The organism is Streptomyces sp. CNZ301, from assembly GCF_004217425.1.
In genome coordinates, this window is sequence record NZ_SHLG01000001.1 from 4,511,528 (window position 1) to 4,536,790 (window position 25,263).

The following is a 25,263-nucleotide window of genomic DNA, read 5'->3' on the forward strand; positions in this document are numbered from 1 at the left end:
CACCGAGCACCGCGGCGACGGGCACGGGCCGGGCCCACCGCGACGCCGGGCCCGCGACAACCCCGCCGGGCCGGCGACGGGCACGGGCCGGGCCGCGTCCCGCGACGCTCCGACACCGGGGCCGCGTGCCGTGACGCCTCCGGTACCGGGGCCGCGTCCCGTGACGCCTCCGGTACCGGGGCCGCGTGCCGGATGAGCAGGTCCCGTGCCGTACGTGTGTGATTCCGCCGCAGCGGGTTATCGGCGGCACGTGAGGGCACTCTCCGGGTTCGGCGGGCAACCGAACGGTCCGTCACCAATCGTGTCCGTATGGACGATCCCGAGCAGAAAGGCTGGACCCTCGTGTCTGCACCACCGCTGCGCCAGAACCTGCGCTTCGACGCGGACGGCGTCGAGATCTACGGCTATCTGGCGCTCCCGGAGAGCGGCACCGGCCCCGGAGTCATCGTCATCCAGGAGTGGTGGGGGCTGACCGACCAGATCGCCGAGGTGACGGACCAGTTCGCCGCTGCCGGCTACGTGGCGCTCGCCCCCGACCTCTACGGCGGCCGCACCACCCACGACAGCGACGACGCCGCCCGCCTCGCCTCCGAGCTGCCCATGGGCCGGGCCGTGCGTGAACTCGTCGGCGCCGTCGACTACTTGCGCCGACACGAGGCCGTCCGGGGAGACGCGGTGGGCGCCGTGGGCTTCTGCATGGGGGGCGGCTTCGTCCTGGCGCTCGCCGCCGAGGCGGGAGAGAAGATCGCCGCGGCCGTCCCGTTCTACGGCGTCGTCAGTGACGACGAGGTCGACTTCACGAACCTGAGGGCCGACGTCCTCGGCCACTACGGCGAGTTGGACGAGAACGCCACTCCGGAGCGCGCCGAGGAGATCGCCGCGCGCATCCACAGGGAGTCCGGGGCGAAGGTGACCATCGAGCGCTACCCGGCGGGTCACGCCTTCGCCAACGAGGAGAACCACCTGGGCACTTACGACCCGGAGGCGACGCGGCTCGCCTGGGAGCGCACCCTCGCCTTCCTCGGGGAGCGGCTCTGAGCGTGCCGTCGGACGCTGCCATCGTGCCGCCGGACGGTGCCGGCCCTGATGCCGTCCGACCGGCGACACAGGCCTGGGCGCCGGAGCAGGACCGGCGACCAGGCCTGTGCCGCTGCCCCGTCCGCCGCTCGCGCATCCCCCCGGTCAGGCCCCTCCGCTCGCCCGTCTCCCGGCCCGGACCGTGCGACTCGCGCGTCTCCCGGCCCGGAACTCCCCGGCCCACCGCTGAACTTGCATTGCAGCCGCGGGAAGAGGAGGGGCCGCGGGAAGGGAACGGGCGGCGGGGAGGGGACCAGCCGCGGGGCTCCGCTCAGGGCAGCAGGACGACCTTGCCGCCGGGATGGCCCTCCGCGAGGAAGCGGTGCGCGTCGGCCGCCTCCGCGAGGGAGTACGTACGGGCGACGACGACCTCGATCTCCCCCTGGTGTGCGAGCTCGGCGAGCTTCCGCCACGAGCCGGCTCTGATCTCGGTGCCGGGGTCGGCGTTCGGGCCGCCGCCGATCAGCTTGATCCCCGTGTCCCCCCGGTCGAAGGCGAGGATGGAGACGATGCGGCCGGGGTCGGGCACGAGTTCGAGGGAGAGGTCGATCGCCTCACGCGTGCCGGAGGTGTCGATGACCGCGTCCACGCCGCCGGGTGCCGCCTCGCGCACACGTTCACGCAGGCCTTCGCCGTACCGCACGGCGGTCGCTCCGTAGCGTTCGACGGAGTCCAGATGGCTCTCGCCCGCCGTGCCGATGACTCTCACGCCGTCCGCCACCGCGATCTGCGCCGCGAGCAGGCCCACGCCGCCCGACGCCCCGTGGATCAGCAGCGTCTCACCCTCGGAGACACCGATCACGGTGAGGGCGTGCACGGCCGTCGCGCCGGCGAGCCGCAGCCCGGCGGCCTCCTCCCACGACAGTTCCGGCGGCTTCGGCGCGACGCTCGACGCGGGCACCGTCAATTCGGTCGCGTAGGCGCCGGGGGCCGGGTGGACCATCACCTCGTCCCCGACGGACAGAGGGCCGGCAGGGCCCTCGGCGTCCCGGCCGACGGCGGTCACCACGCCGGACAGCTCCAGGCCGACCGGCATCGGCAGCGCGGCCGGATCGGCGCCCATGGCGCCGCCGTAGAGCTTGTAGTCGACGGGGTTGACCCCGATGGCCATGGCCCGCACCGTGACCTCGCCGGGTCCCGGGACGGGGACGTCGGACTCGATCAGGGAGAGGACTTCCGGGCCGCCGTACGAGTCGGCCACCACACGCTTCGCCATGCCGCGGTCCCTTCGCTCGGGTGTCCGTCACCCGCCAGGGTCGCACCGGGCGGGGCGGTACGCGCGGCGGCCGGAAGCCGCACGGGCGCAGGCAGCCCGGGAGCGGCCGGGGGACCTGGAGTGGCCTTGAGCGCGGGAGCGGCCGGGGGACCCGGGCCCGCCCGGCACTGCGCCGTCACGGCGCGAGCGTGCGCACCGGCTCTCCCGCCGCCCAGGCGGCGATGTCCTCCACGGCCTCCCCGTAGAAGATCCGGTACGTCTCCTCGGTGACGTATCCGATGTGCGGGGTCAGGACGGTGCGGGGCGCGGTCCGCAGCGGGGCGTCGGCAGGCAGCGGCTCGACGTCGTAGACGTCCAGGCCGGCACCGGCGAGACGGCCCTCGATCAGGGCGTCGACGAGTGCGTCGGTGTCGATCAGCGGACCGCGCGAGGTGTTGACGAGGTAAGCGGTGGGCTTCATCCACGACAGCTCCTCCCTGCCGATCAGCCCCCTGCTGCGTTCGCTGAGTTTGTAGTGGACGGTCACGATGTCGGCCTCGGAGAAGAGGGTCTGCTTGCTGACCGGCTCGGCACCGCGTTCGCGGGCGGTCGCCGGTTCGAGGTTGCTGCTCCAGGCCAGTACGCGCATGCCGAACGCCCGCCCCACGGTGGCCACTCGCGACCCGAGCCGTCCGAGCCCGACGATGCCGAGAGTGTGTCCGTACAGGTCACCGCCTATGGAGTGCTGCCACTGCCCCTCGCGGACCCCGGTCGACTCGGCGGGGATGTGGCGCAGCAGGGAGAGGATGAGCCCCCAGGTGAGCTCGGGCGTCGCGGTGGCGGGGCTCTGCGTGCCGCAGACGGTCACGCCGTGGCGTTCGGCGGCGGCCAGGTCGATCGAGGCGTTGGCCATCCCGGTCGTGACGAGCAGGCGCAGGTCCGGGAGGCGTTCGAACCGCTCGGCGGTGAACGGGGTGCGCTCGCGCATCGCCACGACGACCTCGTAGCCGCGCAGTGCCTCGGCGAGTTCGTCTGTGCCGGCGATGTGCTCGTGGAGGAAGGTGACTTCGGCGTCCAGACTCTGCCAGTCGGCGAAGTGGTGGGCGGCCTGCTGGTAGTCGTCGAGGACGGCGACGCGCACGGTCGTTCCTTTCGTACGGGATCACTGGGCCCCGGGTCCCCGTGGACCACGGTGCCGTCTGGGGCTCGCTGTCGTCCGGGCCCCCGGGGCCACGGCGTCCGGGTCGCGGACGACGTGCGGCGATTCCGGGTGACCTGCCCCTGACGTGGACCTTAAGTCCTTCGCGCGCTTCCGCGTAGCCCTGGGGCGGACGCGGTCCCCGAGGTGACCTGGGACGCGCGGACGCCGGATGCGGGACGCCCGGACGCCCGGACGCCCGGCCACCGGCCGGGCCGCGGGGGCTGCGCCGTGCGAGCACCGGCACGTGCCGGACCGTACGCAGGCGTCGGCGGCCGCTCTCCCGCGCCGCACCGCCGTGACGCCGGGGCGGTCCCGCACTTGAAAAGCGTCCGGCACGGGTCCGGCACGTGTCCGGCATGGACGGTGACTCGTTCCGGAGGTATCGAAGCCGTCGGGGGCAGCACGGAACCACCCGAGGAGTACATCGCCATGCCCAAGAAGACCGCACGCTCACTGGCCGCCAACCGTTCGATGCTGTCGCACAAGGCCGCGTATGCCCTGCGCAACCCGGGGCGGGTCGCCCCGTACGTGCGCCGTGCCATCCGGGACTCCTGGCTGCGCTTCAGGCACCCGGACCATGTCGGCTACTACCGGGCCGTGATGGCCTCGGACACCGCGAACGATCCCGAGGCGGCGGTCGGGAGCGGCAGCCACGAGCGGTGGCTCGCGCTCGGGCGGATGCAGTTCGACTTCCTCAAGGAGCACGGGCTTCAGCCCCAGCACCGCATGCTCGACATCGGCTGCGGAAATCTGCGTGCGGGCTGGCGGTTCATCCAGTACCTCGACACCGGCAACTACTACGGCATCGACATCTCCCCCGACATCCTCATCTCCGCGAAGGAGACGCTCACAAGGTACGAACTGCAGGAGAAACTCCCCCACTTGACGCTCACGCACGACCTGAGGCTCGACTTCCTGCCCAGCGGGCACTTCGATGTCGTGCACGCGCACAGCGTCTTCTCCCACTCGCCGATCGAGGTCATCGACGAGTGCCTGGCCCACGTCGGGCGGGTCCTGGCCCCCCGCGGCTTCTTCGACTTCACCTTCGACCGCACTGAAGGCGCGGAACACCAGGTGCTGCGTGAGGACTTCTACTACCGGACCGAGACGCTGGCCGCTCTCGCACGGAAGCACGGTCTGGCTGCCCGCTTCATGGACGACTGGGAGAAGCTTCCGCACAAGCAGTCCAAGATCCGCGTCTCGCTCGAGGACTCATCCGTGTCTGCCGAGAACTGACGTCTGCGGGGGGACGGGAACGGGTCCGAAGCCCGCCCGCCCGGTGCGACGCCCGCGCCGTGTGACGCCCGCGGCCCGCCGTCTGCGAAGCGCACGCGTGCTATTGACGGCGCGGCCCGGCGCCGGTGAGGTGGCTGTCCAACCCCCACAGACGGAAGGCAGTTCACATGCAGGGCATGACCACGGGCTCGCCGTCCCCCGGCGGCGGCCCGGGAGGCATACGCAGAACCGCACGCATCCTCGCCACGCTGACAGTGGTGGCGCTGGCCGCGGGAAGCGGTGCGGGTCTCTCGTCCGCCCAGGACACCCAGGACGCCCACGGCGCGCAGGGCGCGGTGAAGAAGACGGACGGCGCGCGGCACCCGGGTAAGGACGGGACCACCGAGGCGCGCGAGGCCACGTCCCCCTTCACGGGGCTTCCCGCCGATCCGGCGCCCGTGCTGGCCGTGAAGATCGACAACCACAAGGACGCACGCCCTCACACGGCGGTCGAGGACGCCGACATCACCGTCGTGGAGAAGGTCGAGGGCGGGCTGAGCCGGCTGCTCGGCATCTACTCCAGCAAGCTGCCCGACTCGCTCGGGCCCGTGCGCAGCGCCCGCGCGTACAACGTGGAGCAGCTGCGGATGTTCGACCGTCCCGCGCTCTCCTACTCGGGTGCGCGCGCGGGAGTCGAGGACCTCATAGAGAAGTCGACGCTCCACGCCCGCTCCCACGACAAGTACCCCGAGCCCTATTTCCGCGGCGGCGACAACGAGGCCCCGCACAACCTCTACGTGCACCCGGACGAGCTCCTCGACACCGCACCGGAGGCCAGCGAGAGCGCCGACATAGGTTTCCGCTTCGCGGACGACGCCCCGGAGGGCGGCGAGCCCACGAAGGAGCGCACGGTCGACTACGGCTCGGCCGAGACCACCTTCAACTGGTCGGAGAAGGAGGACCGTTGGCTCACCTCCTTCGACGGTGCCCCGGCGACGAGTACCGGCGGGGCGCGGCTGGGCGGCAGGACCGTGATCGTGCAGAAGGTGGAGATGCCGCCGGACGACGGCGGTACGCCGTACGAGAAGACCGTCGGCAGCGGCGATGCGACGGTGCTGCGCGACGGCAAGGCGTACGAGACGAAGTGGGAGCGCCCTACCGCCGAGTCGGGCACGAGCTTCACGCTGCCGAACGGCGAGCGGATGCCCTTCGACCGCGGCAACGTGTGGCTCGTCTACGAGGAGGCCTGAGCGCCGGCGCACGGTGAACGGCCGACGGCGCACGCCCGGTGTCCGGCGTGGCCGCACCGTGCGCAAAAGGGGCGCCGGCGGCGGACGGACGGCCCGCCGCCGGCACCTGGGTACCGGCCCCGCCTCCGGGGCTGCTCCTCAGCGGAGCGGAATTCCGCGCGCGTGTTCCATGCGTCCTCGGCTGCCTGGACCTTCTGACGTGCGGTCTCCAGGGTGAACGGCGGCAGCGGCGGGCGAGCGTTCACGTCGGGTGCCTTTCTCGGCGTCTGCTCCGGACGGGCTCCGGCTTCCGTGCGGTCGGGGCGGCGCCATTCCCTCCCCGCACGTCCAGGGGCTTACCGGACGCCCGGCCGCTTTTCCACTTCCGGTGGCGGCACGACCTTCGTCCTCAGACCGGCACGACGGTCACGGCGCTGTCCAGCCCCTTGAAGTCGTCGGCGTTCCGCGTGAAGAGCGGCAGGCCGTGGAACGAGGCGATGGCCGCGATCATCAGATCCAGTCTCCGGGGACGGGGATCACGATGCCGGGCGAGAGTGAGTGCGACGAGCGTTCCGTAACGGGCCGCCGCATCACCGTCGAACGGCAGGGGGTCGAAGTCGGCAACAGCTGCCCCCAGCTTCTCCATACGCCTCGTTCGCGCGACAGGATCCTTGGCCAGGGCCACACCTTGGTGAAGTTCAGCCAGGGTGATGGCTGTCAGCTCGGGGACAGCCGGGAGATCTGCGGGGTCGAGGACGTCCAGGTCGATATAAGTGCAGGTGTCCAGCACACCGGACTGCGGTCGCTCAGTCACGGTGGCGTTCCCAGGGGTCGTCACCGACACGGTCCTCGGTTCCGAAGAGCTCATCCGCTTCACGGCGCAGCTGATCATGATCGACGCGAGGCAGCTTGCGGTGTCGTGCCACGAGTTCCTCGGCGCTGAGGCGAGGCCTTCGGTGCAAGGGTCGCAGTTCGGCCACCTCGGTTCCATTACGAGTGATGTGGTACGTCTCGCCGCCTTCGACTGCGTTCATGACAGCTGCGGAGTTGTTGCGGAACTCGCGCTGAGTGATGGTCTTCATGACTCGATTGTAGCTCCATGTGTCTCGCTGAGCTACATGCCCATCCTGGTGCTCGCCGGGCGGCATGGGCTCACGCCACCAGATACTCCTCGTCCCGTACGTCCGTGATGAACATCCGGCCGGGTGCGTGGGTGATCGCGAAGGGCGGGCGGGACGCCATCACGGCGGCCTGGGGGGTCACGCCGCAGGCCCAGAAGACGGGCACGTCGCCGGGGAGCACGTCGGTGCGGTCGCCGAAGTCCGGCTCGTCGATGTCCGCGATCCCGAGCAGTGCGGGGTCACCGGTGTGCACGGGCGCGCCGTGGACCGCGGGCATGCGGCCCGTGACGCGGACCGCGGTGGCCACCGATTCCTCCGGCACGGGCCTCATCGAGACGACCATCGGCCCCTTCATCGCGCCCGCGGGACGGCAGCGGCGGTCCGTGACGTACATGGCGACGTTGCGGCCCTGCTCGATGTGGCGCAGCGGAACCCCGGCCTCCGCCAGCGCCCATTCGAAGGTGAAGCTGCACCCGATGAGGAAGGTCACCAGGTCCTTGCGCCACCGGCCGGTCACCTCGGCGGGCTCCTCGACGAGTTCGCCGTGCTCCCACACCCGGTACGCGGGCAGGTCGGTGCGCAGGTCCGCGCCGGGGGCGAGGACGGTGGAGGTCTCCCCCGGTTCCGTCACGTCGAGCACCGGGCAGGGCTTGGGGTTGCGCTGGCAGAAGAGCAGCACGTCGTAGGCCCAGTCGCGCGGTACGGAGATGAGGTTGGCCTGCGTGTATCCGGGGGCACGGCCGGGGGTGGGGCCGGCGTCGCCGTCGCGGATCAGCGCCCGCGCCTCGGCGGCGCCGGCGGCCACGGTCGCCGGTGTCGGCCCAGGGGCCGGTGTGCCGTGCGTCGTAGCGGGTGTCGCTGGGGGCATGGCGTGTGACCTCCGTCGGTCGGGCGAGCGGCACTTGTGACGACCGGCGTGGCCGGGCCGGAGTCGACCGGTCCCGGCCACGCGGTGCGCCGGGCGGGTCAGACCAGCGCCCGGCCCCGGGTCTCGGGCAGCCCCAGCAGGGCGATGAGGGCGACTCCGTAGCCGGCGGCCCCGAAGACGAGGGCACCGCTGACACCCCAGCTGTTGGCGAGGAAGCCGACCAGCGTGGGGAAGAAGGCGCCGACGGCGCGGCCAGTGTTGTAGACGAAGCCCTGCCCGGTGCCGCGCACGGCTGTCGGGTAGAGCTCGCTCAGGAAGGAGCCGAAACCGCTGAAGATGGCCGACATGCAGAAGCCGAGCGGGAAACCCAGCAGCAGCACGAGGGTGTTGGAGCCGGTCGGCACGTTGGTGTAGGCGAGGACGGCGAGCGCGGAGAGCACGGCGAAGACCGCGACGTTGCGCTTCCGCCCCAGCTTGTCCGTGAGGTAGCCACCGGTGAGGTAGCCGATGAAGGCGCCGGAGATCAGGAACGTCAGGAAGCCGCCGGTGCCGACGACGGTCAGCCCGCGGTCCGTCTTGAGGTAGCTGGGCACCCAGGTGGCCAGCGTGTAGTACCCGCCCTGCACGCCGGTGGAGAGCAGCACGCCGAAGAGCGTGGTGCGCCGCAGTTCGGGAGTGAAGATCGCGGAGAAGGAGCCCCGTTCGCGGCTGTTCATGCGCTGCTCGGCCGCCTGCGGCGCGTCCGTGACGTTGCGGCGCACGTAGATGATCAGCAGTGCGGGAAGGGCACCGGTCCAGAACAGCACGCGCCAGGCGACCGATTCGTCGAAGAGCTGGAAGACAGCCGTGTAGACGATGACGGCCAGCGCCCAGCCCACGGCCCACGAGCTCTGGATGACGCCGAGGGTGCGACCCCGGTTCTTCGCCGAGGCGTACTCGGCTACGAGGATCGCGCCGACGGCCCACTCGCCGCCGAAGCCGAGGCCCTGCAGGCCGCGGAAGACCAGCAGCGTCTCGTAGTTGGGGGCGAAGCCGCACAGCAGGGTGAACAGGGCGTAGGTGACGACGGTGAGGATCAGCGTCCTGACGCGTCCGATGCGGTCGGCGAGGATGCCCGCGACCGCGCCGCCGACGGCGGAGACGACGAGGGTGACGGTGGTGAGCAGGCCGGTCTGGCCCGGGTCGAGGCTGAAGTACGCGCCGATGGCGACCATGCCGAGCGGCAGCGTGAAGAAGTCGTAGGAGTCCAGCGCGTAGCCGCCGAACGAGCCCGCGAAGGCGCGGCGCCCGGAGGCGCCGAGCTCCTTGAACCAGCCGAAGGGGCCGCCGGAGCCCTCGCCCGGCCCTGAGCCGGGTTCGCTGCCGGAGTCCCGTACGGAGACGTGCTCGGACCCTGCGCCCTCCTGGGGAGCATTCGGTATCGGGTTGCTTTTCATGTGCACCTCGCAGAGGGGAAAGGGGCGCCGTCTTGGATGTGGGCGAGCCTGTGGTGCCTGCTCGATGTCCGGGATAACGTAGAGGATCGTTGAACGATCCTTCAAGGGGTTCGTAGCGCTGTATGCGGGGCATGCACGCCAGGAGGAGCCGCGGATCAAGAAGGGGGCGCGAGTTGGAGACGACCGATCCGGAGCCCGCGCGGCTCCCTGCCGTACAACGCGCGGTGCCGTCAGCCGTGCCGCCCTCCGCCGAGCCCGCGTTGAGGTCCGCGGTGCCCGCGCGGCACAACGAACTGGCGGGCGACCGCGCGCTGTTGAGCCGTACCAGCACGGCGGAACGCGTGGCGGACGTGCTGCGCAGCCGCATCGCCGAGGGGTTCTTCCCGCCGGGGGCCCGGCTGTCGGAGGGCGACATCGGCGGCGTGCTCGGCGTCTCGCGCAACACGCTGCGGGAATCGTTCCGGCTGCTCACCCACGAACGGCTTCTGGAACACCAGCTCAACAGGGGCGTCTTCGTCCGCGTACTGAGCGTCGACGACGTCCTCGACATCTACCGCGTGCGGAAACTCATCGAGTGCGGAGTCATGAACCAACTGGCCGAGGCGGGGCCGCCGTTCGGCCTCGACGCACTCGCCGCCACCGTCGCCGACGGTCAGGCCGCCACCCGGGAGTGGCGGTGGAAGGACCTGGCGACGGCGAACATCCACTTCCACCGCGAGGTGGTCGCGCTGGGGCGAAGTCCCCGCACGGACGAGGTCATGAGCAGCGTGCTGGCCGAACTGCGGCTGGCCCATCACGTCATGGACAGCCCGCGCCGCCTCCACGAGCCCTACCTCGCACGCAACCGGGAGATCCTGCGCACCCTCCGCTCGGGCGACGCGGCGGGGGCGGAACGGATGCTGCGGGAGTACCTGGAGGACTCCCGCAGGCAGATCGTCACCGCCTACGCGCAGCGCCTGGGCGCCGGCGGAGACCGGGACGCCCAGGGCGCGTGAAGCACTCAGCCGATGGGCTCCGGCATGGGCACCACGTCGTAGGTCAGCGAGATCTCGCGGCCCGTCGCCGGGTCGCCGAGCTGGACGCGCCAGCGTCCGGCGAACTGGTCCTCGCCGTGCAGCATCGGGATGGTCCCGGAGATCAGCACCGTGCCGGGCTCCAGTTCGCCCCGCTCACGCAGCACCTCCGCCCAGTGCTGCGGGGGGAGCAGGTCGGCGCCGGTGCCGTCCTGGATCAGCTGCTCCCCGGGGCCGCCTTCCGTGCCGGTGCCGGTGCCGGGGTCGTTGCCAGAGTCAGTGCCGGTGCCGGTGCCGCCTTCCGTGCCGGTGCCGGTGCCGGTGCCGGTACCCGCGGGGCCGTTGCCCCCTCCGGCGCCGCTCACCCAGGCGCGAAGGGTGAGACCGTCGATGCGGTCGGCGACGTCGTCGAACCGCCACGCGCTCGTGGCGAGCACGTCCGGGGCAGCGTTCTTGCTCCAGGCCACGCCGTACGTCTCCAGCTCGCGGTCGGTGTGGTCGCACGCCGCCGTCAGCAGCAGGTCCCCGGTGTCGTCGACGACGAGCGCCCACTCGGCCTCGCCGGAGGTCTTTCCGTGCTGCGCGAGAACCGTTCCGGTCTGCTGCGCGAGGTAGGGCGAGACGGGGTAGAGCGCAGGAGTCGTGGAGGGCGCGGGCACTCCCAGTTCGGCCAGCTCCGCCACGTGGGCGGCCACGTCGTCCTGACTGCGGCCCGCGTAGCCGGCGTTGAGCAGACGCTTCACGGTCACGGCGCGCCGGGTGCCGTCGGGGAGCGTGAAAGACAGGCCGGTCATGGGATTCCTCCAGGTCGGTCTCGGTTTCGCAGCGGTAAATTCCGCGCCCTGAGGGTTGCGCATACGAGCTGTATACAGCAAGTATGCCCCGTGTCCCGAAGGAACCCGACCGTGAGGAAGCTCCCGTGGACCACAAGACGTCGCACAAGGCGGCAGCGGACGAGCCCGATCCGCACAGCGGCGCGGGCGATCCGGCAGCTCCCGGCGATCCAGGAGCTCCGGCCGGTCCCGGCGAGGACGCCGGCATGAGCAGCGCACGCCGCAAGGACCTGACGAAGGCGTTCACCGCCAGCCTCACCGGGACCTCGCTCGAGTGGTACGACTTCGCCGTCTACTCGGCCGCGTCCGCGCTCGTCTTCGGAAAGCTGTTCTTCCCCTCCGGCGATCCCCTCACGGGCACGCTGCTCGCGTTCTCCACGTACGCGGTCGGCTACGTCTCCCGCCCGCTCGGGGGCTTCGTCTTCGGACGGCTCGGCGACGTGATCGGGCGCAAGCGCGTCCTCGTCGCCACGCTCGTCCTCGTCGGCGTCGCCACCTTCCTGATCGGCTGCCTCCCGACACACGCGGTGGCCGGACCGGTCGCTCCCGCGCTGCTGGTCCTGCTGCGCTTCGCCCAAGGTGTGGGCGTCGGCGGCGAATGGGGCGGCGCCGTACTGCTCTCCAGTGAGTTCGGCGATACACGGCGACGCGGATTCTGGGCCTCCGCGGCCCAGGTCGGGCCGCCCGTCGGCAACCTCATGGCCAACGGCGCCCTCGCCGCGCTCGGAGCGATGCTGACCGAGGAGCAGTTCCTCTCCTTCGGCTGGCGCATCGCGTTCCTGCTCTCCGGAGTGCTGGTCGTCTTCGGACTGTGGGTCCGCACGCACCTGGAGGAGACGCCGGTCTTCAAGGCGGTCGAAGCGGGCGGCGAACGTCCCGAGGCGCCGGTCCGAGAGGTCTTCGCCCAGCAGCGCAGGCCGCTGATCGCCGCGATCCTCTCCCGGGTCGCGCCCGACGTCCTCTACGCGATGTTCACCGTCTTCGTGCTGACCTACGTCACGGAGGAACTCGGCATGCCCAGGGGCCAGGCCCTCACCGCGGTGCTCATCGGCTCCGGACTGCAGATCTTCCTCATCCCGCTCGCGGGAGCGCTCTCCGACCGCTGGAACCGCCGGCGCCTGTACCTGGGTGCGGCCGTCGCGGCGGGCATCTGGCCGTTCGTCTTCTTCCCGCTGGCGGAGACGCGTTCGTGGCTGCTGATCGTGCTGGGCGTCATCGGCGCGCTCGTCATCCACTCGATGCTCTACGGACCGCAGGCGGCCTTCGTCGCCGAGCAGTTCAGCCCGCGGCTGCGCTACACCGGTTCCTCGCTCGCGTACACGCTGGCTGGGGTGATCGGCGGTGCTGTCGCTCCGCTCGTGTTCACCGCGCTGCTCGGCAAGTTCGGCACCTGGCTGCCGCTCGCGGGGTACATCGTGCTGACCGCCGTGCTTACGGTGACGGGTGTGCTGCTCGGCCGGGACGCCGACCACGCGGAGGACGAGGAGTACATCAGGCTGGTCGGCAGCAACGGCCACGGCAATGGCAGCGGGACGGGCGGCCCGGAGCGGACTCCCTCCTCGTCGTACGCCGCGAAGTCGCGGTGACGGTGGCCCGGATCATCCGGCGCCCGAATCCCGGCCGCTGGAAGCCGGACTGTTCGACGTCCGGCCGCTGGAAGCCGGCCCTTCGACCCGACCGCTCGACCTTGCGGAAAGGAGACAGCCAGTGACGACGCTCCGCACAGCGCTGTGCCAGTTCACCGCGGCAACCGACCCCGAGGAGAATCTGCGCACCATCGACACCATGGCCGCGCGGGCGGCCGGAGAGGGCGCACAGCTGGCCGTCTTCCCGGAAGCGGCGATGGCCCGCTTCGGTATCCCGCTCGGGCCGGTGGCGCAGCCGCTGGACGGGCCGTGGGCGGAGGGCGTGCGCGGGATCGCCCGCCGTCACGGACTCACAGTGGTGGCGGGGATGTTCACGCCGTCGTCCGACGGACGTGTCACCAACACCCTGATCGCCACCGGCCCGGACGTGGACGCCGCCTACGACAAGATCCACCTGTATGACGCGTTCGGCTTCTCCGAGTCGGACACGGTCGCCCCCGGCGAGAAGGTCGTCACCATCGACGTCGCGGGTGTGCGCGTCGGCCTGGCGACCTGCTACGACGTCCGGTTCCCGGAACTCTTCCGCGCGCACGCCGACGAGGGTGCCGTGCTCTCCGTGCTGCCCGCGTCGTGGGGCGCCGGCCCCGTCAAGCTCGACCACTGGCGGCTGCTCACCAGGGCGCGAGCACTGGACGCGACGCTGTGGGTTGCCGCGGTCGGTCAGGCGCCGCCCGGCCCCGACGCCGACATCCGGCAGCCGACGAAGGCGCCGACGGGTGTCGGGCACAGCCTCCTCGTGGGGCCTGACGGCCAGGTGCGCGAAGAGGCAGGGGAGACAACCGAGTTGATCGTGGCCGACGTGGACGCGGACGAAGTGGCCAAGGTACGCCGGGCGGTGGCGGTCCTGGACAACCGCAGGCTCTGAGCCGGACAACCGCAGGCTCTGAGCCGGACGACCGCGTGCTCCGACCCGGACGACCGCGGGCTCGGACCCGGACGACCGCGGGCCTGAGCCGGACGACCGCGTGCTCCGACCCGCCGGCGGAGCCCGCTGCGGCCCGGCCCGGGGACAGCAGACCGCGGCCCCGCGGCCGCTCCCGTGGGGGCGCCCCGCGGGGCCGGGCCCGTCGCGGCGGGCGCGGCCGCCGCCCCTGTGAGGCGGCCGCCGGCCCGCGGCCGGCGCCCGGCGGCGCGGCGGTCAGCCCTCGGTAAGGATGCGCCGCGTGGCCGCGATGTGGTCGTCGATCGCCGCGCACGCGACGTCCGCGCGTTCGGCCGCCAACGCCGTGACGATGTGGCGGTGTTCGGCGCAGACCTCGTTCTGCCGTCCCGGAGAGCGGTAGAGGGCGCTGACACCGGCCCTGACCTGGCGGCTGCGCAGCGCCTCGTACTGCTTGGCCATCAGCTTGTTGCCGGCGGCGGCGATGAGCGTCGCGTGGAAGCGGTGGTCGGCCTCGATGAACTCCTTGGCCTTCTCGCTGCCGCGCAGCGCGGTCTGTTCCTCGAGGATCCTGTCCATCTCGGCGACGGGCGCCGTGCCCGTCTCGACCGTACGGCGGGCGGCGTACCGCTCCAGCAGGGCGCGCATCTCCATCAGTTCGCTGATCTCACGGCCGGAGAGCGGCGCGATGTAGGCACCCCGTTTCGGGACGAGGCTGACCAGTTCCTCCGCGGCGAGCAGCAGCAGCGCCTCGCGGATGGGAGTGCGGGAGATGCCGACGCGGTCGGCGATCATCTGCTCGGAGAGGAACTCCCCCTGCATGGCGGGATCGGTCAGCACGGTCTCCTTGAGAAACCTGTATGCCTTCTCGCGTCCTGATGTCACAGCGAGCCTCCCCGCCGGCGTCGTCCGCGCCCGGCCTGCCCAGGGGTGCGCCGGCCGGCCCGGCTGCGGCCCCGCGTTGGTCGTCCTGCACACGCTCCTTGCATACAGGCTGTATACGGACTACACACCATCTGCACGCGCCTTGTCCAGCCCGCCCGCCTTCGGGTGGACGACGGCGCCGGCTGGCGTGGTGAGTCCGCGCCGCGCGAGCGGATTCCTAGTGTCGCCGCTGACGGACCGCTCCGCGGTGCGCGGCCCGAACCGCCTCGGTTGCGCGGCCGCGATGGCGGCCCGTCACGTCAACGGCGCTCCCTTCGCTCCTTCTGCGAGATCCCCCCGGGGGGCGCCCCCGTCCCCCGGGTCCAACGGCACAGCCCTGCGGCCCAGAACAGGTGGGTGTCGATGAGCCCCTCTCCACTCCGCGACCACTCCGGCGATCCGGACTCCCGGGAACCGTCACGTGCACCACGCGCGGGACGAGAGCCGTGGTGGAAACGCCTTCTCCCGCATGGTCGTTCGTGGCGCCGCGCGACGGCCATGACGGCGGTCGCCGTCCTGTGCACGGCCGGACTGGCCGGCGCCTCGGCCTCACCCGCGCCGGGCGGCGGCAAGCCGCCGGGCGGGGGCAAGCCGCCGGGCGGGGGCGGCGAGGCCCTGTACGTCAGCGACTTCACCGCGAACGACATCCAGAAGTTCCTCCTCCCGGAAGGTCCGCAGAGCGCGGTTCCCACCATGGGGCTGTCCCGTCCGACCTATCTGGCGTTCGACCGTGGCGGTGCCCTGTACATCTCCGACACCGTCAACAGCAGGATCGTGAAGGTCACCGCGGCAGGCGAACAGACGACCGTCCCCACCGAGGGCCTGCTGCGTCCCCTCGGGCTGGCGCTCAGCAAGGCCGGAGACCTCTACATCGCCGACAGCTTCAACGACCGTGTGGTGAAGGTGGCCGCGGGCGGCGGGCAGACGACCGTCCCCACCGAGGGCCTTCTCCACCCGGACGGTCTGGCGCTCGACGAGAAGAGGAACGAGCTCTACATCTCCGACTTCGTCAACGACCGTGTGGTGAAGGTGCCGACGGGCGGAGGGGGACAGACCACCGTCCCCACGAGCGGTCTCTCCCAGCCGACCGGCCTGGCGCTCGACCCGCGCGGCGACCGGCTCTACGTCTCGGACTCCGGCAACAACCGGGTGGTGAAGGTGCGGACGGCCGGCTCCGGGCAGACGACGGTGCCCACCAGCGGCCTCGCGAGCCCGCAGGGGCTGGCGCTCGACCGCGAACGCGCGCTGTACGTCGCGGACTTCGGGAACGACCGGGTTGTCCGGGCGCCCGAGGGCGGCGGGCAGACCACCGTGCCCCTGGTGGGGCTGACCACTCCCGTCGGCCTCGCGGTCCGGAAGGAGGCCGCCGGCACCCGGCTCGAGGCACGGCCGGCGACCGCCGAACGCGAGACCGGTCCTCCGCTGCTGAAGGTGAGGGGCCTTTCCGCGAAACTGACCGGTGCGCACGGCAGGCCGCTCGCCGGCCGGACGGTCGAGTTCAGCAACGCCTCGCGGAGCAAGCAGCTGTGCCGGGCGGTCACCGGCAAGAAGGGTGTCGCCCGGTGCGACGCCGCGATCCGCGGCAGCCGGGCCCAGGTCGACCGTCTGTTCCGTGACCTGGTCCGCGACGGCTACCGCGCGTCCTTCTCCGGGACCGGTGCCTACAAGCCCGCCACGGACACCGCTGCGGTCAGGGCCAAGCGCTGACGGGACGGGTCGAGGACGCGTCGACGGGACACCGACGAGCGGGTCACGGCGCACGGCCTGACGGGGGCCGCGCCGTGACTCGTCGACGGCGTGCCTCGCGATGCCGTGACTCGTCGATGCCGTGCCTCGCGATGCCGTGACCCGTCGATGCCGTGCCCCGCAATGCCTGACCCGCAACGCCCGCCGTGACCCGCGCCGCGGGCGGGGCCGCCGTACCCCCGCGTCACCAGCCGGAGGGCTGCCCCGGCCCGTCGGACGGGAGGCATTTCGGGGGCATGCAACTCCCGGCGGCTGAACGGCACTTGCGTTCTCCGCCGGGAGGGCGGACCGAGCCGCGCTGCCCTCCCGGGCGGGCCCGGAGGTCCGGCGGCTGGGCCGACGGGGTGGTTTCCACGCCGTCGAGGTCGCCGGTCGGCACCGGTGCGAGCGCACCGGCCCCGCGCCTCCGCACGATGGACGTATCCGACCCCTGCCGCCGCCCGTCGACCCGCTGCCAGCCGTCGTCGGCCTCGTGAAGGAGCGCATGTGAACGCGTCCCCCGCCCCCGGTGAGCCACAGCAGGACCGGCAAGAGCCGGGACCGCCGCCCGCGCGCTACGACGACCTGCGCGCGCTGATCTTCAACTGCACGCTCAAGCGGTCACCGGAACCGAGCAACACCCGAGGACTCATCGACCGCTGCGCCGCCATCATGACCGGGCAGGGCGTGCGGGTCGACGTGGTCAGAGCCGTCGACCGCGACATCGCCACCGGCGTCTGGCCCGACATGACGGAGCACGGCTGGGAGAGCGACGCCTGGCCCGAGCTGTACCAGCAGGTCCTGGACTCCGACATCCTCGTGCTGGCCGGCCCCATCTGGCTCGGCGACAACAGCTCCGTGACCAAGCGCGTCATCGAGCGCCTCTACGCCTGCTCCAGCCTCCTCAACGACCGTGGCCAGTACTCGTACTACGGGCGGGTCGGCGGCTGCCTCATCACGGGGAACGAGGACGGCGTCAAACACTGCGCGATGAACGTGCTCTACAGCCTTCAGCACCTCGGCTACACCATCCCTCCGCAGGCCGACGCCGGCTGGATCGGCGAGGCCGGGCCGGGGCCCTCGTACCTCGACCCGGGCTCCGGCGGCCCGGAGAACAGCTTCACCAATCGCAACGTCGCCTTCATGACGTGGAACCTGATGCACATGGCGCGGATGCTGAAGGACGCCGGGGGCGTCCCCGCGTACGGCAACCAGCGCACGGACTGGGACGCGGGCTGCCGCCACGACCACGAGAACCCCGAGCACAGGTGACGCGTCCCCCCATCCCCCATCCCCGCGGCCTCCTGCGTGAGGCGTTTCCGGCCCGTCTGCGATGAATTCCCCGCCCGCGTCCGGTCCGTACGGTCACGGACACGCACCCGCGGGAGGCAACCATGACAGCCGACGGCTTCACCACATGCCTGTGGTTCGACGGACAGGCCGAAGAGGCGGCGGAGTACTACATGTCCGTCTTCAAGGACTCCAGGCCCGGAAGGGTCGGGCGGTACACCGAGGCCGGTCCCGGCCCCGCCGGCTCGGTCATGGCCGTCGAGTTCGAGATCAACGGGCAGAGGTTCCTGGGCCTGAACGGCGGGCCGCAGTTCGAGTTCAACGAGGCCGTCTCCTTCCAGATCCACTGCGACAGCCAGGACGAGATCGACCACTACTGGAGCCGTCTGACCGAGGACGGCGGGCAGGAGGTGGCCTGCGGCTGGCTCAAGGACAAGTACGGGGTGTCCTGGCAGGTCGTTCCGTCCGAGCTCATCGGCATGATCGGGGACCCCGATCCGGAGAAGGCCAGGCGCACAACGGAGGCGATGATGTCGATGAAGAAGTTCGACATCGAGGCGCTCCGCAAGGTGTACGCCGGCGGCTGAGCGCAGACCCGCGGACCCGCAGGTTCGCAGGTTCGCGGCCGACGGTGACCGCGTGCTGCTCGTGGAGCGACGGTCAACGTCGTGGCGCCCGGCTACATCCACGGCGGCGGCCCCGCCCCGGAGTCCGCTCCCGGCGGCCATCCGGACATTTCTCGGCCGCCTGGTGCCGTCAGTGCCCGCCCATGGGGAACGCTCCCCTCAGACGCGGAGGAGGCGGTCGCCATGGAATGGACGGGGACGCGGCGGACGGTGCTGCTGACGGCGGGACTGTCGCTCCTGGGAGCGGCCTGCGACTCCGGTGACGGCGGCGGAGGCGGTGGTGGCGACGGCGATGAGGAGCGTTCGCCGTTCACCGGCCGCAAGGGCGCCGGCGACAAGGTGCTGGCGGTGAAGATCGACAACGTTGAGGCAGCCAGGCCGCACACCGGCCTGGGCAAGGCCGACATCGTCTACGTCGAGCAGGTCGAGGCCGGCCTCACCCGGATAATGGCTGTCTTCGCCTCCCGCCTCCCGTCGCTCGTCGGGCCCGTGCGCAGCGCCCGCGAGTCCGACCTGGAGCTGCTGCGCCAGTTCGACCGCCCGGGCCTCGCCTACTCCGGCGTCCAGTCCAAGCTGCGTTCCAAGATCGAATCGGCGCCGTTGGCCGCGCTCTTCCCGGGGCGTGTGCGGGACGCGTACGTGCGCAAGGGTGACCGGCCCGCACCGCACAATCTCTATCTGCGTCCGGGCCGTGCTCTCGCCTCGGACGCCGCCGCCGACGTGGGGGCGCCTCGCGACATCGGGTTCCGTTTCGGGGCCGCGCCGGACGGCGGCCGGAAGACTCCGGGGCGCAGCGTCCGTTTCCCGTCCGCACGATTCTCCTTCGACTGGTCGGCGGACAAGCGGCGTTGGCTGGTCTCCATGGACGGTTCCCCCGCCCGTACGACCGACGCCGGGCGGCTGGAGGCGGCCACCGTGGTGGTGCAGTACGTGAAGATCCGCGACTCCGAGCTCGGTGACAAGGGCGGCAACATCACCCCGTTCACCGAGTCGGTGGGTGAGGGACGGGCGCTGGTGCTGCGGGGAGGCAAGGAGTACGAGGCCCGCTGGGAGCGCCCGTCGGCGGCCGGCGGCACGGCCTTCACGGATGCCGGCGGGAAGCGGCTGGCCTTCGCGCGCGGCCAGGTGTGGGTGGCGCTCGCACCGGCCGGCTGAGGGCGGCGGTCCGCTCGGGCGGATGTTCAGGCGGGCCTGGGTCCGCTCGGGCTGAAGCCCCGGAGGCCGCCGGGTAGTTGTGTGCCGTTCTGCGCGCGGACGACGGCGCCGGTTCCGGCCGGCATGTTCCAGTTGCCCTGAATAAATTCAATGTCTCGTTATGCCCGCCTGGTGAAGGACGCGGGTGTTTCAAGGCTTCCGTAAAAGTATTTCCCGGCTGCGAATCCCGGTATCGGCCACTGGGATTCCAACGATTTCCTGACTCTCCGTCATGCCTTTCCTTCCGGGGAGCCAGTGTGCTCGTTCACGAACGACACACTTCCAACACGCCTTGCAAATACGGGAGTTGGGATTCGAGTGTGATTCGGCCGGCCCCGGGACCGGCTCTGACGTGCGGATCGTTACCAGAGGTATACCAGTGAGTACGAGTGACTGCGCGTTGCAGAATGCGGAAGGACTTCTGCCAGGTGTGAATTTCCTGTGTTAGCGTCCGACGCCCCGGATCAGCCGTCACAAAGGGGACTCCTGTGGGTCAGATGCATCACTTCACTTACGGGTGGCTGACGCCCGTGCTCTCTTATGTGATGGCGTGCGTCGGCTCGGGGCTCGGCCTGCGCTGCACCGTCCGCGCGCTCGCCGCGTCGTCCGCCAAGTCACGCCGCAACTGGCTGCTGACCGCCGCCCTGGCGATCGGTTCGGGCATCTGGACCATGCACTTCGTCGCCATGCTCGGCTTCGGCGTCTCGGGCTCGGCGATCCGCTACGACGTACCGCTCACCGTGCTCAGCCTCCTCGTCGCCGTCCTCGTCGTGGGCGCCGGCGTCTTCACCGTCGGGCAGGGCCGTTCACGCATCCGCTACCTGCTGATGGGCGGGCTCGGCACCGGTATCGGGGTCGCCGCCATGCACTACATCGGCATGGCCGCGCTGCGTCTCCACGGGGACGTCGGCTACGACCCGGTGCTGGTCGGCCTGTCGGTGGTGATCGCCGTGGCCGCCGCGACCGCCGGCCTGTGGGCGGCGCTCACGGTGCACGGCGCGGCCGGCGCCACCGTCGCCTCCCTCGTCATGGGACTGGCCGTCAGCAGCATGCACTACACCGGCATGGCCGCCGTGAGCATCCAGCTCTCGCCGGGCCGGACGGTGCTCCCGGGCGCCACCGCCACGGAGTTCATCTTCCCGCTCACGGTGGTCCTCGGCTCCTTCCTCTTCCTCACCTCCGCTTTCGTCGCACTGTCGCCCACCGCGCAGCAGCGCCGGGAATCCGAGTCGGCCGAACGGCGCCTCCACGAGGTCGAGCGGCACGGAGTCGAGATCCCGGCGCCCTGACGCGCCCCGCCCCGCCCCACGCCGCCGACTCCGCTCCTGCCGCACCCAGAGATCAACGCCCTGACCAGGCGCCCGCCCTTTCGTCACTCCCCTATCGAGGAAGTCATGCGTCCAAGCCGCGCGCCGGTCCAGGCCGAGGGCCGACACGACGATGAGAGCCCGCCGTCCCTGCCACCTGCGCCGCAGAGCGGGCCGAAACACGCGTTCCGTGAGCCGCAGGCTCCGCGTTCCGGGCGCCCGTGGTCACCGGTGCCGGGGCGGCTGCGTCCCAAGTCCGTGCGGGCGAAGATCGTTTCGCTGCTGATGGTGCCCGTCGTCTCGCTGATGGCGCTGTGGGGCTTCGCGACGGTCACAACGGCCCAGAGCGTCTCCGACATCTCCCGGTTCAAGGAAGTCAGCGCCAACCTCCTCGCCCCCACGAGCGACTACATCACCGCGCTCCAGGACGAGCGGAGCGCGGCGGCGCGCTATCTGGCGAAGCCGGACTCCGCGCGGCTCGGCGTGCTCAACACCCGCGCCAAGTCCACGGACGCGGCCGCCGCGAGCCTCCGGCGCGGCATCGATGCCAGCAGTACCGACACCGCCGCGCTCCAGTCCGAACTGCCCGCCAGGACCGACCGGTTGACGGACGCGTCGAAGCAGCTGCCGACCCTGCGCAAGGGCGTGACCGCGGAGAGGACCGGCTGGCAGGACGCCTACACCGCGTACTCGGAGACGATCGAGCTCGGGTTCGCCGTGGGCGGCGCGCTGACCGGCGTGGCCCCCTCGGGACCGGGTCGCGACCAGGACGAGGCCGTCGCCTCCGAGGCACGCGTCGTCCAGGAGCTCTCCCGCGCCCGGGAGATGATCGCCCGCGAGGACGCCGTGGTCGGTGCCGCTCTCGCCGGGAAGCAGATGACCCAGGAGGGGTTCCGTCTCTTCACCGGTTCCGTCTCCGCCCACCGGACGCTGCTGAAGCCCGCCGTCGACGACCTGCGGCCGGCCGACCGTCCCGCCTACCGCGCGGCCGTCGGCAGCGACCAGTACAGGCAACTCGCCTCCATGGAAAAGGCGTTGGAGGACGCCGGGCCGGGCAAGGTCGCATCCGGGGTCTCCGCCGTCTCATGGGACGAGGCCGTCGGATCCGTCCTGCGGGACCTGCGGGGAGCGGAGCGCAGGGCGAGCATCACCGCGGCCGGCAAGGCCGAGCCGTTCTCGTTGGACGTCATCGGCAGCTCCGGCGTGGCGGTGGTCCTCGGCCTGGCGGGCGTTCTGCTCTCGCTGCTGATCTCGATGCAGATCGGCCGCGGGCTCGTCGTCGAACTCGTCGGCATGCGCAACTCGGCCCTGGAGATGGCGGGACACAAGCTTCCCCAGTCGCTGCGCCGGCTGCACTCCGGCGAGGAGGTCGACATCGATGCCGAAGCCCCGGTCCAGCGGCGCGGCGACGACGAGATCGGCCAGGTCGGCTCCGCGCTGAACGCGGTGCACCGCGCCGCGATCAAGGCCGCGGCGGAGCGTGCCGAAGTGCTCAGCGGCATCTCCGGCGTGTACGTGAAGCTGGCCCGCCGCAGCCAGGTGCTGCTGCACCGGCAGTTGAGCCTGCTCGACAGCATGGAGCGCCGCGTCGACGATCCCGCCGAGCTGGAGGACCTCTTCCGGCTCGACCACCTCACCACGCGCATGCGCCGTCACGCCGAGAGCCTGATCATCCTCTCCGGCGCCGCGCCGGTGCGCGGCTGGCGCAGGCCGGTGCCGATGCTCGACGTCGTGCGGGCGGCGGTGGCGGAGGTCGAGGACTTCACCCGCGTCGAGGTCCGGGTCGCCGAGTCGGTCCGCGTCTCCGGGGCGGCCGTCGCCGACCTCACGCACCTCGTGGCCGAACTCGTCGAGAACGCCGTGGTGTTCTCACCGCCCCACACCAAGGTGCGGGTGCGCGGCGAACGCGTGGGCACGGGCCTCGCGCTGGAGATCGAGGACCGCGGTCTCGGAATGAGCCGCGAGTCCCTGGAGGACGCAAACCGCAAGATCGCGGATGCCTCGCAGGTCGACCTGCTCGACACGGACCGCCTCGGTCTGTTCGTCGTCAACCGGCTCGCCCACCGCCGCGACATCCAGGTCTCGCTGCAGCGCTCGGCGTACGGCGGCGTCACGGCCGTGGTGCTCGTCCCCGAGGAGCTGCTGGAGAGGGACGCGCCGGCGGGTCAGCCCGGCACGGCGGACGGAGGGCTGCCCGAACACCATTCGCAGCCAGGGGAGTTGCCCGTACTGCGGGCGCGGCGGACCGCGGCGCACAGGACCCGCGACCGGGTGGGCGCGGGGCACATGACCCGCCCGGCCGACGTGGGCCACGGCGCCGACGGTGCCGTCACGGCGCACGGTGTCCCGGAGCCCGGCAGGGAGGCGCCTCCGGGGCCGCTGCCCGTCGCCGAACCGGAGCGGTCCGCCGCGCCGCGGGCGCAGTCCGGGACCGCGCCCGCGCCGCAGGCGCCTGGCGGGCCCGCGACGCAGGCGCCGTCGGGAGCCGGGCCGCACGCCCCGTCCGGATCCCCGCCGCAGATCCCGTCCGAGCCCGGGCCGCATGCACCGGCCGGGCCCGGTGAGCCCGCGCCGCTGCCGCGCCGGGTGCGACAGGCGAGCCTCGCGCCGCAGTTGCGCGACGCACCCGGCCCCCCGACGGGCGCCGCGCCGTACGACAGCGCGCCCGCGGCGCCGTCGGCCCCCGCCGCACAGCGGACGCCGGACCGGGCCCGCGCCACCATGGCGGCCCTCCGCAGCGGCTGGCTCAGCGGGGGCGGCGCCGACGAACACTCGCGCGGACCCGCGGGCGGAGAAGCCGACGGAGACGGAGGGAGACCCGGGGCCGGACACACGGTCGGGGACGCGTCCGCCGAGGAGCGGCCGCCGTCCGTTCCGCGGCGCGGCTCCGACGGGAGCGCCGGCGGGAGCGCCGGCGGACGCGACACGGGGGAGACAGCCGAGACACCCTCACAAGGAGACGACGCCTGATGTCCGGGACGATGGAAACAACCGGCGAACTCAACTGGCTGCTGGACGAGTTGGTCTCTCAGGTGCCGCAGGTCAGACATGCGGTCGTGCTCTCCGGCGACGGGCTGCCCATCGGGGCGTCCGCCGACCTCTCACGGGACGAGGGCGAGCGCTTCGCCGCCATCGCGTCCGGCTTCCACAGCCTGGCGAAGGGGGTGGGCCGGCACTTCGAGGCAGGTCACGTCGTGCAGACGATGGTCGAACTGGAAGGCGGATTCCTTTTCGTCGCCGCGGCGGGCGAAGGCTCGTGCCTCTCCCTGTTCACGGACGCCGACGCCGATGTGGGCCTGGTCGCCTACGAGATGGCACGGCTGGTCAGGCGCGTGGCCGAACACCTCGGGGTGCCGATCCGTTCCGGCGGATCGCTGCCCGCCTCAGCGGCGCAGGAGTGACCGGAACGTCATGACCGAGCCCAACAGGAGCTGGTTCGACGACGGTTCGCGCGGCTCCGTGCCGAGCGGACCGCAGCCGGAGGCACCTCCCGAATACCCGGAGTGGTTCGACGACGAAGCCGGGCCGCTGGTCCGCCTGTTCGCGATGACGGCGGGCCGGGCCCGGCCCACCAGCGAGTCGTTCGACCTGATCGCGCTCATCCACGCAGCGGAGGCCCCGGAGGAGGCGCCGCCGCCTCCGGGGCCCGAGCACGCCGCCATCCTGTCGCTGTGCCGCGTCGCCTCGCGGTCCGTCGCCGACATCGCCGCCGACTCGGACCTGCCGGTCGGCGTCGTGCGCGTACTCCTCGGCGACCTCCTGGATGCCGGTCACATCACCGTCGGACGGCCGCTGGCGCCGGCTCAGCTGCCGGACGAGCACATTCTCAGGGAAGTGATCAATGGACTCCGTGCACTCTGACGAGCGGCGGCCCCGCCGGCTCGGCGGCTCCTACGTGTCGCTGAAGATCCTCGTGGCCGGTGGCTTCGGCGCGGGCAAGACGACCTTCGTCGGGGCGGTGAGCGAGATCCGTCCGCTGCGCACCGAGGAACGCCTCACCGAGGCAGGGCGGCCCGTCGACGACCTCGGCGGCGTCGAGAAGAAGACGACGACAACGGTCGCCATGGACTTCGGGCGCATCACGTTCGAGGACACCCTGTCGCTGTATCTGTTCGGCACCCCCGGTCAGGACCGGTTCTGGTTCCTGTGGGACGAACTGGCCAACGGGGCGCTCGGAGCGGCCGTCCTCGCCGACACACGGCGCCTTCAGGACAGCTTCCCGGCCGTCGACTACTTCGAGCGCCGGGGCATTCCCTTCGTGGTCGCCGTCAACTGCTTCGCGGGAGCCCACACTTACGCCTCCGAGGACGTACGGGCCGCCCTCGACCTGGACCCGGAGACACCCGTTGTGCTGTGTGACGCACGGGAGCGGGAATCGGCGAAGGAGGTGCTGATCGCCCTCGTGGAGCACGCCCGCCGCATCTACACCCGCGGCATGGAGAACGGCGCTCACTGAGCGGACGGGAGCCGGGCCCCACCCGGG

The 25,263-nt window shown here is 71.8% G+C and carries 23 protein-coding genes and 1 pseudogene; 15 read left to right on the top strand and 9 right to left on the bottom strand.

The window, feature by feature from the left end; all coding sequences use genetic code 11:
* Positions 1-309: 309 nt before the first annotated feature.
* Positions 310-1,038, top strand: a complete 729-nt coding sequence (locus EV375_RS19475; protein ID WP_130300565.1) for a dienelactone hydrolase family protein — start codon at positions 310-312, stop codon at positions 1,036-1,038.
* 310 nt (positions 1,039-1,348) lie between these two features.
* Here the strand turns inward: EV375_RS19475 and EV375_RS19480 are convergent, their stop codons facing one another.
* Together EV375_RS19480 and EV375_RS19485 are read right to left on the bottom strand one after the other, a co-directional pair.
* Positions 1,349-2,293: an NADP-dependent oxidoreductase gene (locus tag EV375_RS19480; RefSeq protein WP_486588583.1), complete on the bottom strand. Its 945-nt coding sequence runs from the start codon at positions 2,291-2,293 to the stop codon at positions 1,349-1,351.
* Positions 2,294-2,468: 175 nt separating this feature from the next.
* A complete protein-coding gene (locus EV375_RS19485) occupies positions 2,469-3,413 on the bottom strand; it encodes a D-2-hydroxyacid dehydrogenase family protein (RefSeq protein WP_130300566.1) in 945 nt (314 codons plus the stop codon).
* Positions 3,414-3,902: 489 nt separating this feature from the next.
* Here EV375_RS19485 and EV375_RS19490 point away from each other — a divergent pair, with 489 nt between their 5' ends.
* Entirely contained in the window at positions 3,903-4,709 is an 807-nt protein-coding gene (locus tag EV375_RS19490; protein ID WP_130300567.1) for a class I SAM-dependent methyltransferase, read from the top strand.
* Between the two features lie 176 nt (positions 4,710-4,885).
* A complete protein-coding gene (locus EV375_RS19495; protein WP_130300568.1) occupies positions 4,886-5,938 on the top strand; it encodes a DUF3048 domain-containing protein in 1,053 nt (350 codons plus the stop codon).
* Positions 5,939-6,078: 140 nt separating this feature from the next.
* Here the strand turns inward: EV375_RS19495 and EV375_RS19500 are convergent.
* The 5 genes and pseudogenes from EV375_RS19500 to EV375_RS19520 form a co-directional block, all read right to left on the bottom strand.
* Positions 6,079-6,183 (bottom strand): annotated as a pseudogene (locus EV375_RS19500) (DUF1348 family protein); the annotation flags it as partial.
* 143 nt (positions 6,184-6,326) lie between these two features.
* Positions 6,327-6,731 (bottom strand): type II toxin-antitoxin system VapC family toxin, encoded by a 405-nt coding sequence (locus EV375_RS19505; RefSeq protein ID WP_130300569.1) that lies wholly within the window; start codon positions 6,729-6,731, stop codon positions 6,327-6,329.
* Positions 6,724-6,999 carry a type II toxin-antitoxin system Phd/YefM family antitoxin gene (locus tag EV375_RS19510; RefSeq protein WP_130300570.1) on the bottom strand — a complete coding sequence of 92 codons (276 nt, stop codon included), beginning with the start codon at positions 6,997-6,999 and terminating at the stop codon, positions 6,724-6,726. The genes EV375_RS19505 and EV375_RS19510 overlap by 8 nt, the downstream gene beginning before the upstream one ends.
* A 70-nt stretch (positions 7,000-7,069) precedes the next feature.
* Positions 7,070-7,906, bottom strand: coding sequence for a putative hydro-lyase (locus EV375_RS19515; protein WP_130300571.1), 837 nt, complete (start codon positions 7,904-7,906; stop codon positions 7,070-7,072).
* Positions 7,907-8,004: 98 nt separating this feature from the next.
* A complete protein-coding gene (locus EV375_RS19520; RefSeq protein ID WP_130300572.1) occupies positions 8,005-9,342 on the bottom strand; it encodes an MFS transporter in 1,338 nt (445 codons plus the stop codon).
* Positions 9,343-9,614: 272 nt separating this feature from the next.
* Here EV375_RS19520 and EV375_RS19525 point away from each other — a divergent pair, with 272 nt between their 5' ends.
* A complete protein-coding gene (locus tag EV375_RS19525; protein ID WP_486588759.1) occupies positions 9,615-10,337 on the top strand; it encodes a GntR family transcriptional regulator in 723 nt (240 codons plus the stop codon).
* 5 nt (positions 10,338-10,342) lie between these two features.
* Here the strand turns inward: EV375_RS19525 and EV375_RS29800 are convergent, their stop codons facing one another.
* Entirely contained in the window at positions 10,343-11,149 is an 807-nt protein-coding gene (locus tag EV375_RS29800) for a DUF2848 domain-containing protein (RefSeq protein WP_486588584.1), read from the bottom strand.
* A 245-nt stretch (positions 11,150-11,394) separates the two neighbouring features.
* On the opposite strand from EV375_RS29800, the gene EV375_RS19535 reads away from it, so the two are divergent.
* Both EV375_RS19535 and EV375_RS19540 read left to right on the top strand, forming a co-directional pair.
* Positions 11,395-12,774, top strand: a complete 1,380-nt coding sequence (locus EV375_RS19535) for an MFS transporter (RefSeq protein ID WP_130301973.1) — start codon at positions 11,395-11,397, stop codon at positions 12,772-12,774.
* A gap of 121 nt (positions 12,775-12,895) precedes the next feature.
* A complete protein-coding gene (locus EV375_RS19540; RefSeq protein ID WP_130300574.1) occupies positions 12,896-13,699 on the top strand; it encodes a carbon-nitrogen hydrolase family protein in 804 nt (267 codons plus the stop codon).
* A gap of 273 nt (positions 13,700-13,972) precedes the next feature.
* Here the strand turns inward: EV375_RS19540 and EV375_RS19545 are convergent, their stop codons facing one another.
* A complete protein-coding gene (locus EV375_RS19545; protein ID WP_055484853.1) occupies positions 13,973-14,599 on the bottom strand; it encodes a GntR family transcriptional regulator in 627 nt (208 codons plus the stop codon).
* A gap of 537 nt (positions 14,600-15,136) precedes the next feature.
* Here EV375_RS19545 and EV375_RS19550 point away from each other — a divergent pair.
* The 9 genes from EV375_RS19550 (at position 15,137) to EV375_RS19590 (ending at position 25,236) form a co-directional block, all read left to right on the top strand.
* Positions 15,137-16,345 carry an SMP-30/gluconolactonase/LRE family protein gene (locus EV375_RS19550; protein WP_130300575.1) on the top strand — a complete coding sequence of 403 codons (1,209 nt, stop codon included), beginning with the start codon at positions 15,137-15,139 and terminating at the stop codon, positions 16,343-16,345.
* Between the two features lie 525 nt (positions 16,346-16,870).
* The gene (locus EV375_RS19555; RefSeq protein WP_130300576.1) at positions 16,871-17,635 is read left to right on the top strand and encodes a flavodoxin family protein; all 765 of its coding nucleotides are present in this window, start codon (positions 16,871-16,873) and stop codon (positions 17,633-17,635) included.
* Between the two features lie 122 nt (positions 17,636-17,757).
* Positions 17,758-18,240 carry a VOC family protein gene (locus EV375_RS19560; protein ID WP_130300577.1) on the top strand — a complete coding sequence of 161 codons (483 nt, stop codon included), beginning with the start codon at positions 17,758-17,760 and terminating at the stop codon, positions 18,238-18,240.
* Positions 18,241-18,462: 222 nt separating this feature from the next.
* Complete coding sequence (locus EV375_RS19565; protein WP_130300578.1) at positions 18,463-19,434, top strand: DUF3048 domain-containing protein; 972 nt, start codon at positions 18,463-18,465, stop codon at positions 19,432-19,434.
* Positions 19,435-19,961: 527 nt separating this feature from the next.
* Positions 19,962-20,762: an MHYT domain-containing protein gene (locus EV375_RS19570; protein WP_130300579.1), complete on the top strand. Its 801-nt coding sequence runs from the start codon at positions 19,962-19,964 to the stop codon at positions 20,760-20,762.
* Positions 20,763-20,867: 105 nt separating this feature from the next.
* Entirely contained in the window at positions 20,868-23,750 is a 2,883-nt protein-coding gene (locus EV375_RS19575; RefSeq protein ID WP_130300580.1) for a nitrate- and nitrite sensing domain-containing protein, read from the top strand.
* Complete coding sequence (locus EV375_RS19580; protein WP_130300581.1) at positions 23,750-24,181, top strand: roadblock/LC7 domain-containing protein; 432 nt, start codon at positions 23,750-23,752, stop codon at positions 24,179-24,181. The genes EV375_RS19575 and EV375_RS19580 overlap by 1 nt, the downstream gene beginning before the upstream one ends.
* Before the next feature lie 10 nt (positions 24,182-24,191).
* The gene (locus EV375_RS19585) at positions 24,192-24,641 is read left to right on the top strand and encodes a DUF742 domain-containing protein (RefSeq protein WP_130300582.1); all 450 of its coding nucleotides are present in this window, start codon (positions 24,192-24,194) and stop codon (positions 24,639-24,641) included.
* Positions 24,622-25,236, top strand: coding sequence for an ATP/GTP-binding protein (locus tag EV375_RS19590; protein ID WP_130300583.1), 615 nt, complete (start codon positions 24,622-24,624; stop codon positions 25,234-25,236). The genes EV375_RS19585 and EV375_RS19590 overlap by 20 nt, the downstream gene beginning before the upstream one ends.
* Positions 25,237-25,263: the final 27 nt, after the last annotated feature.

What these genes read in the sequence shown, in the direction of transcription:
- EV375_RS19475 (WP_130300565.1), top strand. Translation starts at nt 310, where the DNA reads ATGGACGATCCCGAGCAGAAAGGCTGGACCCTCGTGTCTGCACCACCG.
- EV375_RS19480 (WP_486588583.1), bottom strand. Translation starts at nt 2,293, where the DNA reads ATGGCGAAGCGTGTGGTGGCCGACTCGTACGGCGGCCCGGAAGTCCTC.
- EV375_RS19490 (WP_130300567.1), top strand. Translation starts at nt 3,903, where the DNA reads ATGCCCAAGAAGACCGCACGCTCACTGGCCGCCAACCGTTCGATGCTG.
- EV375_RS19495 (WP_130300568.1), top strand. Translation starts at nt 4,886, where the DNA reads ATGACCACGGGCTCGCCGTCCCCCGGCGGCGGCCCGGGAGGCATACGC.
- EV375_RS19510 (WP_130300570.1), bottom strand. Translation starts at nt 6,999, where the DNA reads ATGAAGACCATCACTCAGCGCGAGTTCCGCAACAACTCCGCAGCTGTC.
- EV375_RS19515 (WP_130300571.1), bottom strand. Translation starts at nt 7,906, where the DNA reads ATGCCCCCAGCGACACCCGCTACGACGCACGGCACACCGGCCCCTGGG.
- EV375_RS19520 (WP_130300572.1), bottom strand. Translation starts at nt 9,342, where the DNA reads ATGAAAAGCAACCCGATACCGAATGCTCCCCAGGAGGGCGCAGGGTCC.
- EV375_RS29800 (WP_486588584.1), bottom strand. Translation starts at nt 11,149, where the DNA reads ATGACCGGCCTGTCTTTCACGCTCCCCGACGGCACCCGGCGCGCCGTG.
- EV375_RS19535 (WP_130301973.1), top strand. Translation starts at nt 11,395, where the DNA reads ATGAGCAGCGCACGCCGCAAGGACCTGACGAAGGCGTTCACCGCCAGC.
- EV375_RS19550 (WP_130300575.1), top strand. Translation starts at nt 15,137, where the DNA reads ATGACGGCGGTCGCCGTCCTGTGCACGGCCGGACTGGCCGGCGCCTCG.
- EV375_RS19560 (WP_130300577.1), top strand. Translation starts at nt 17,758, where the DNA reads ATGACAGCCGACGGCTTCACCACATGCCTGTGGTTCGACGGACAGGCC.
- EV375_RS19565 (WP_130300578.1), top strand. Translation starts at nt 18,463, where the DNA reads ATGGAATGGACGGGGACGCGGCGGACGGTGCTGCTGACGGCGGGACTG.
- EV375_RS19575 (WP_130300580.1), top strand. Translation starts at nt 20,868, where the DNA reads ATGCGTCCAAGCCGCGCGCCGGTCCAGGCCGAGGGCCGACACGACGAT.
- EV375_RS19580 (WP_130300581.1), top strand. Translation starts at nt 23,750, where the DNA reads ATGTCCGGGACGATGGAAACAACCGGCGAACTCAACTGGCTGCTGGAC.
- EV375_RS19585 (WP_130300582.1), top strand. Translation starts at nt 24,192, where the DNA reads ATGACCGAGCCCAACAGGAGCTGGTTCGACGACGGTTCGCGCGGCTCC.
- EV375_RS19590 (WP_130300583.1), top strand. Translation starts at nt 24,622, where the DNA reads ATGGACTCCGTGCACTCTGACGAGCGGCGGCCCCGCCGGCTCGGCGGC.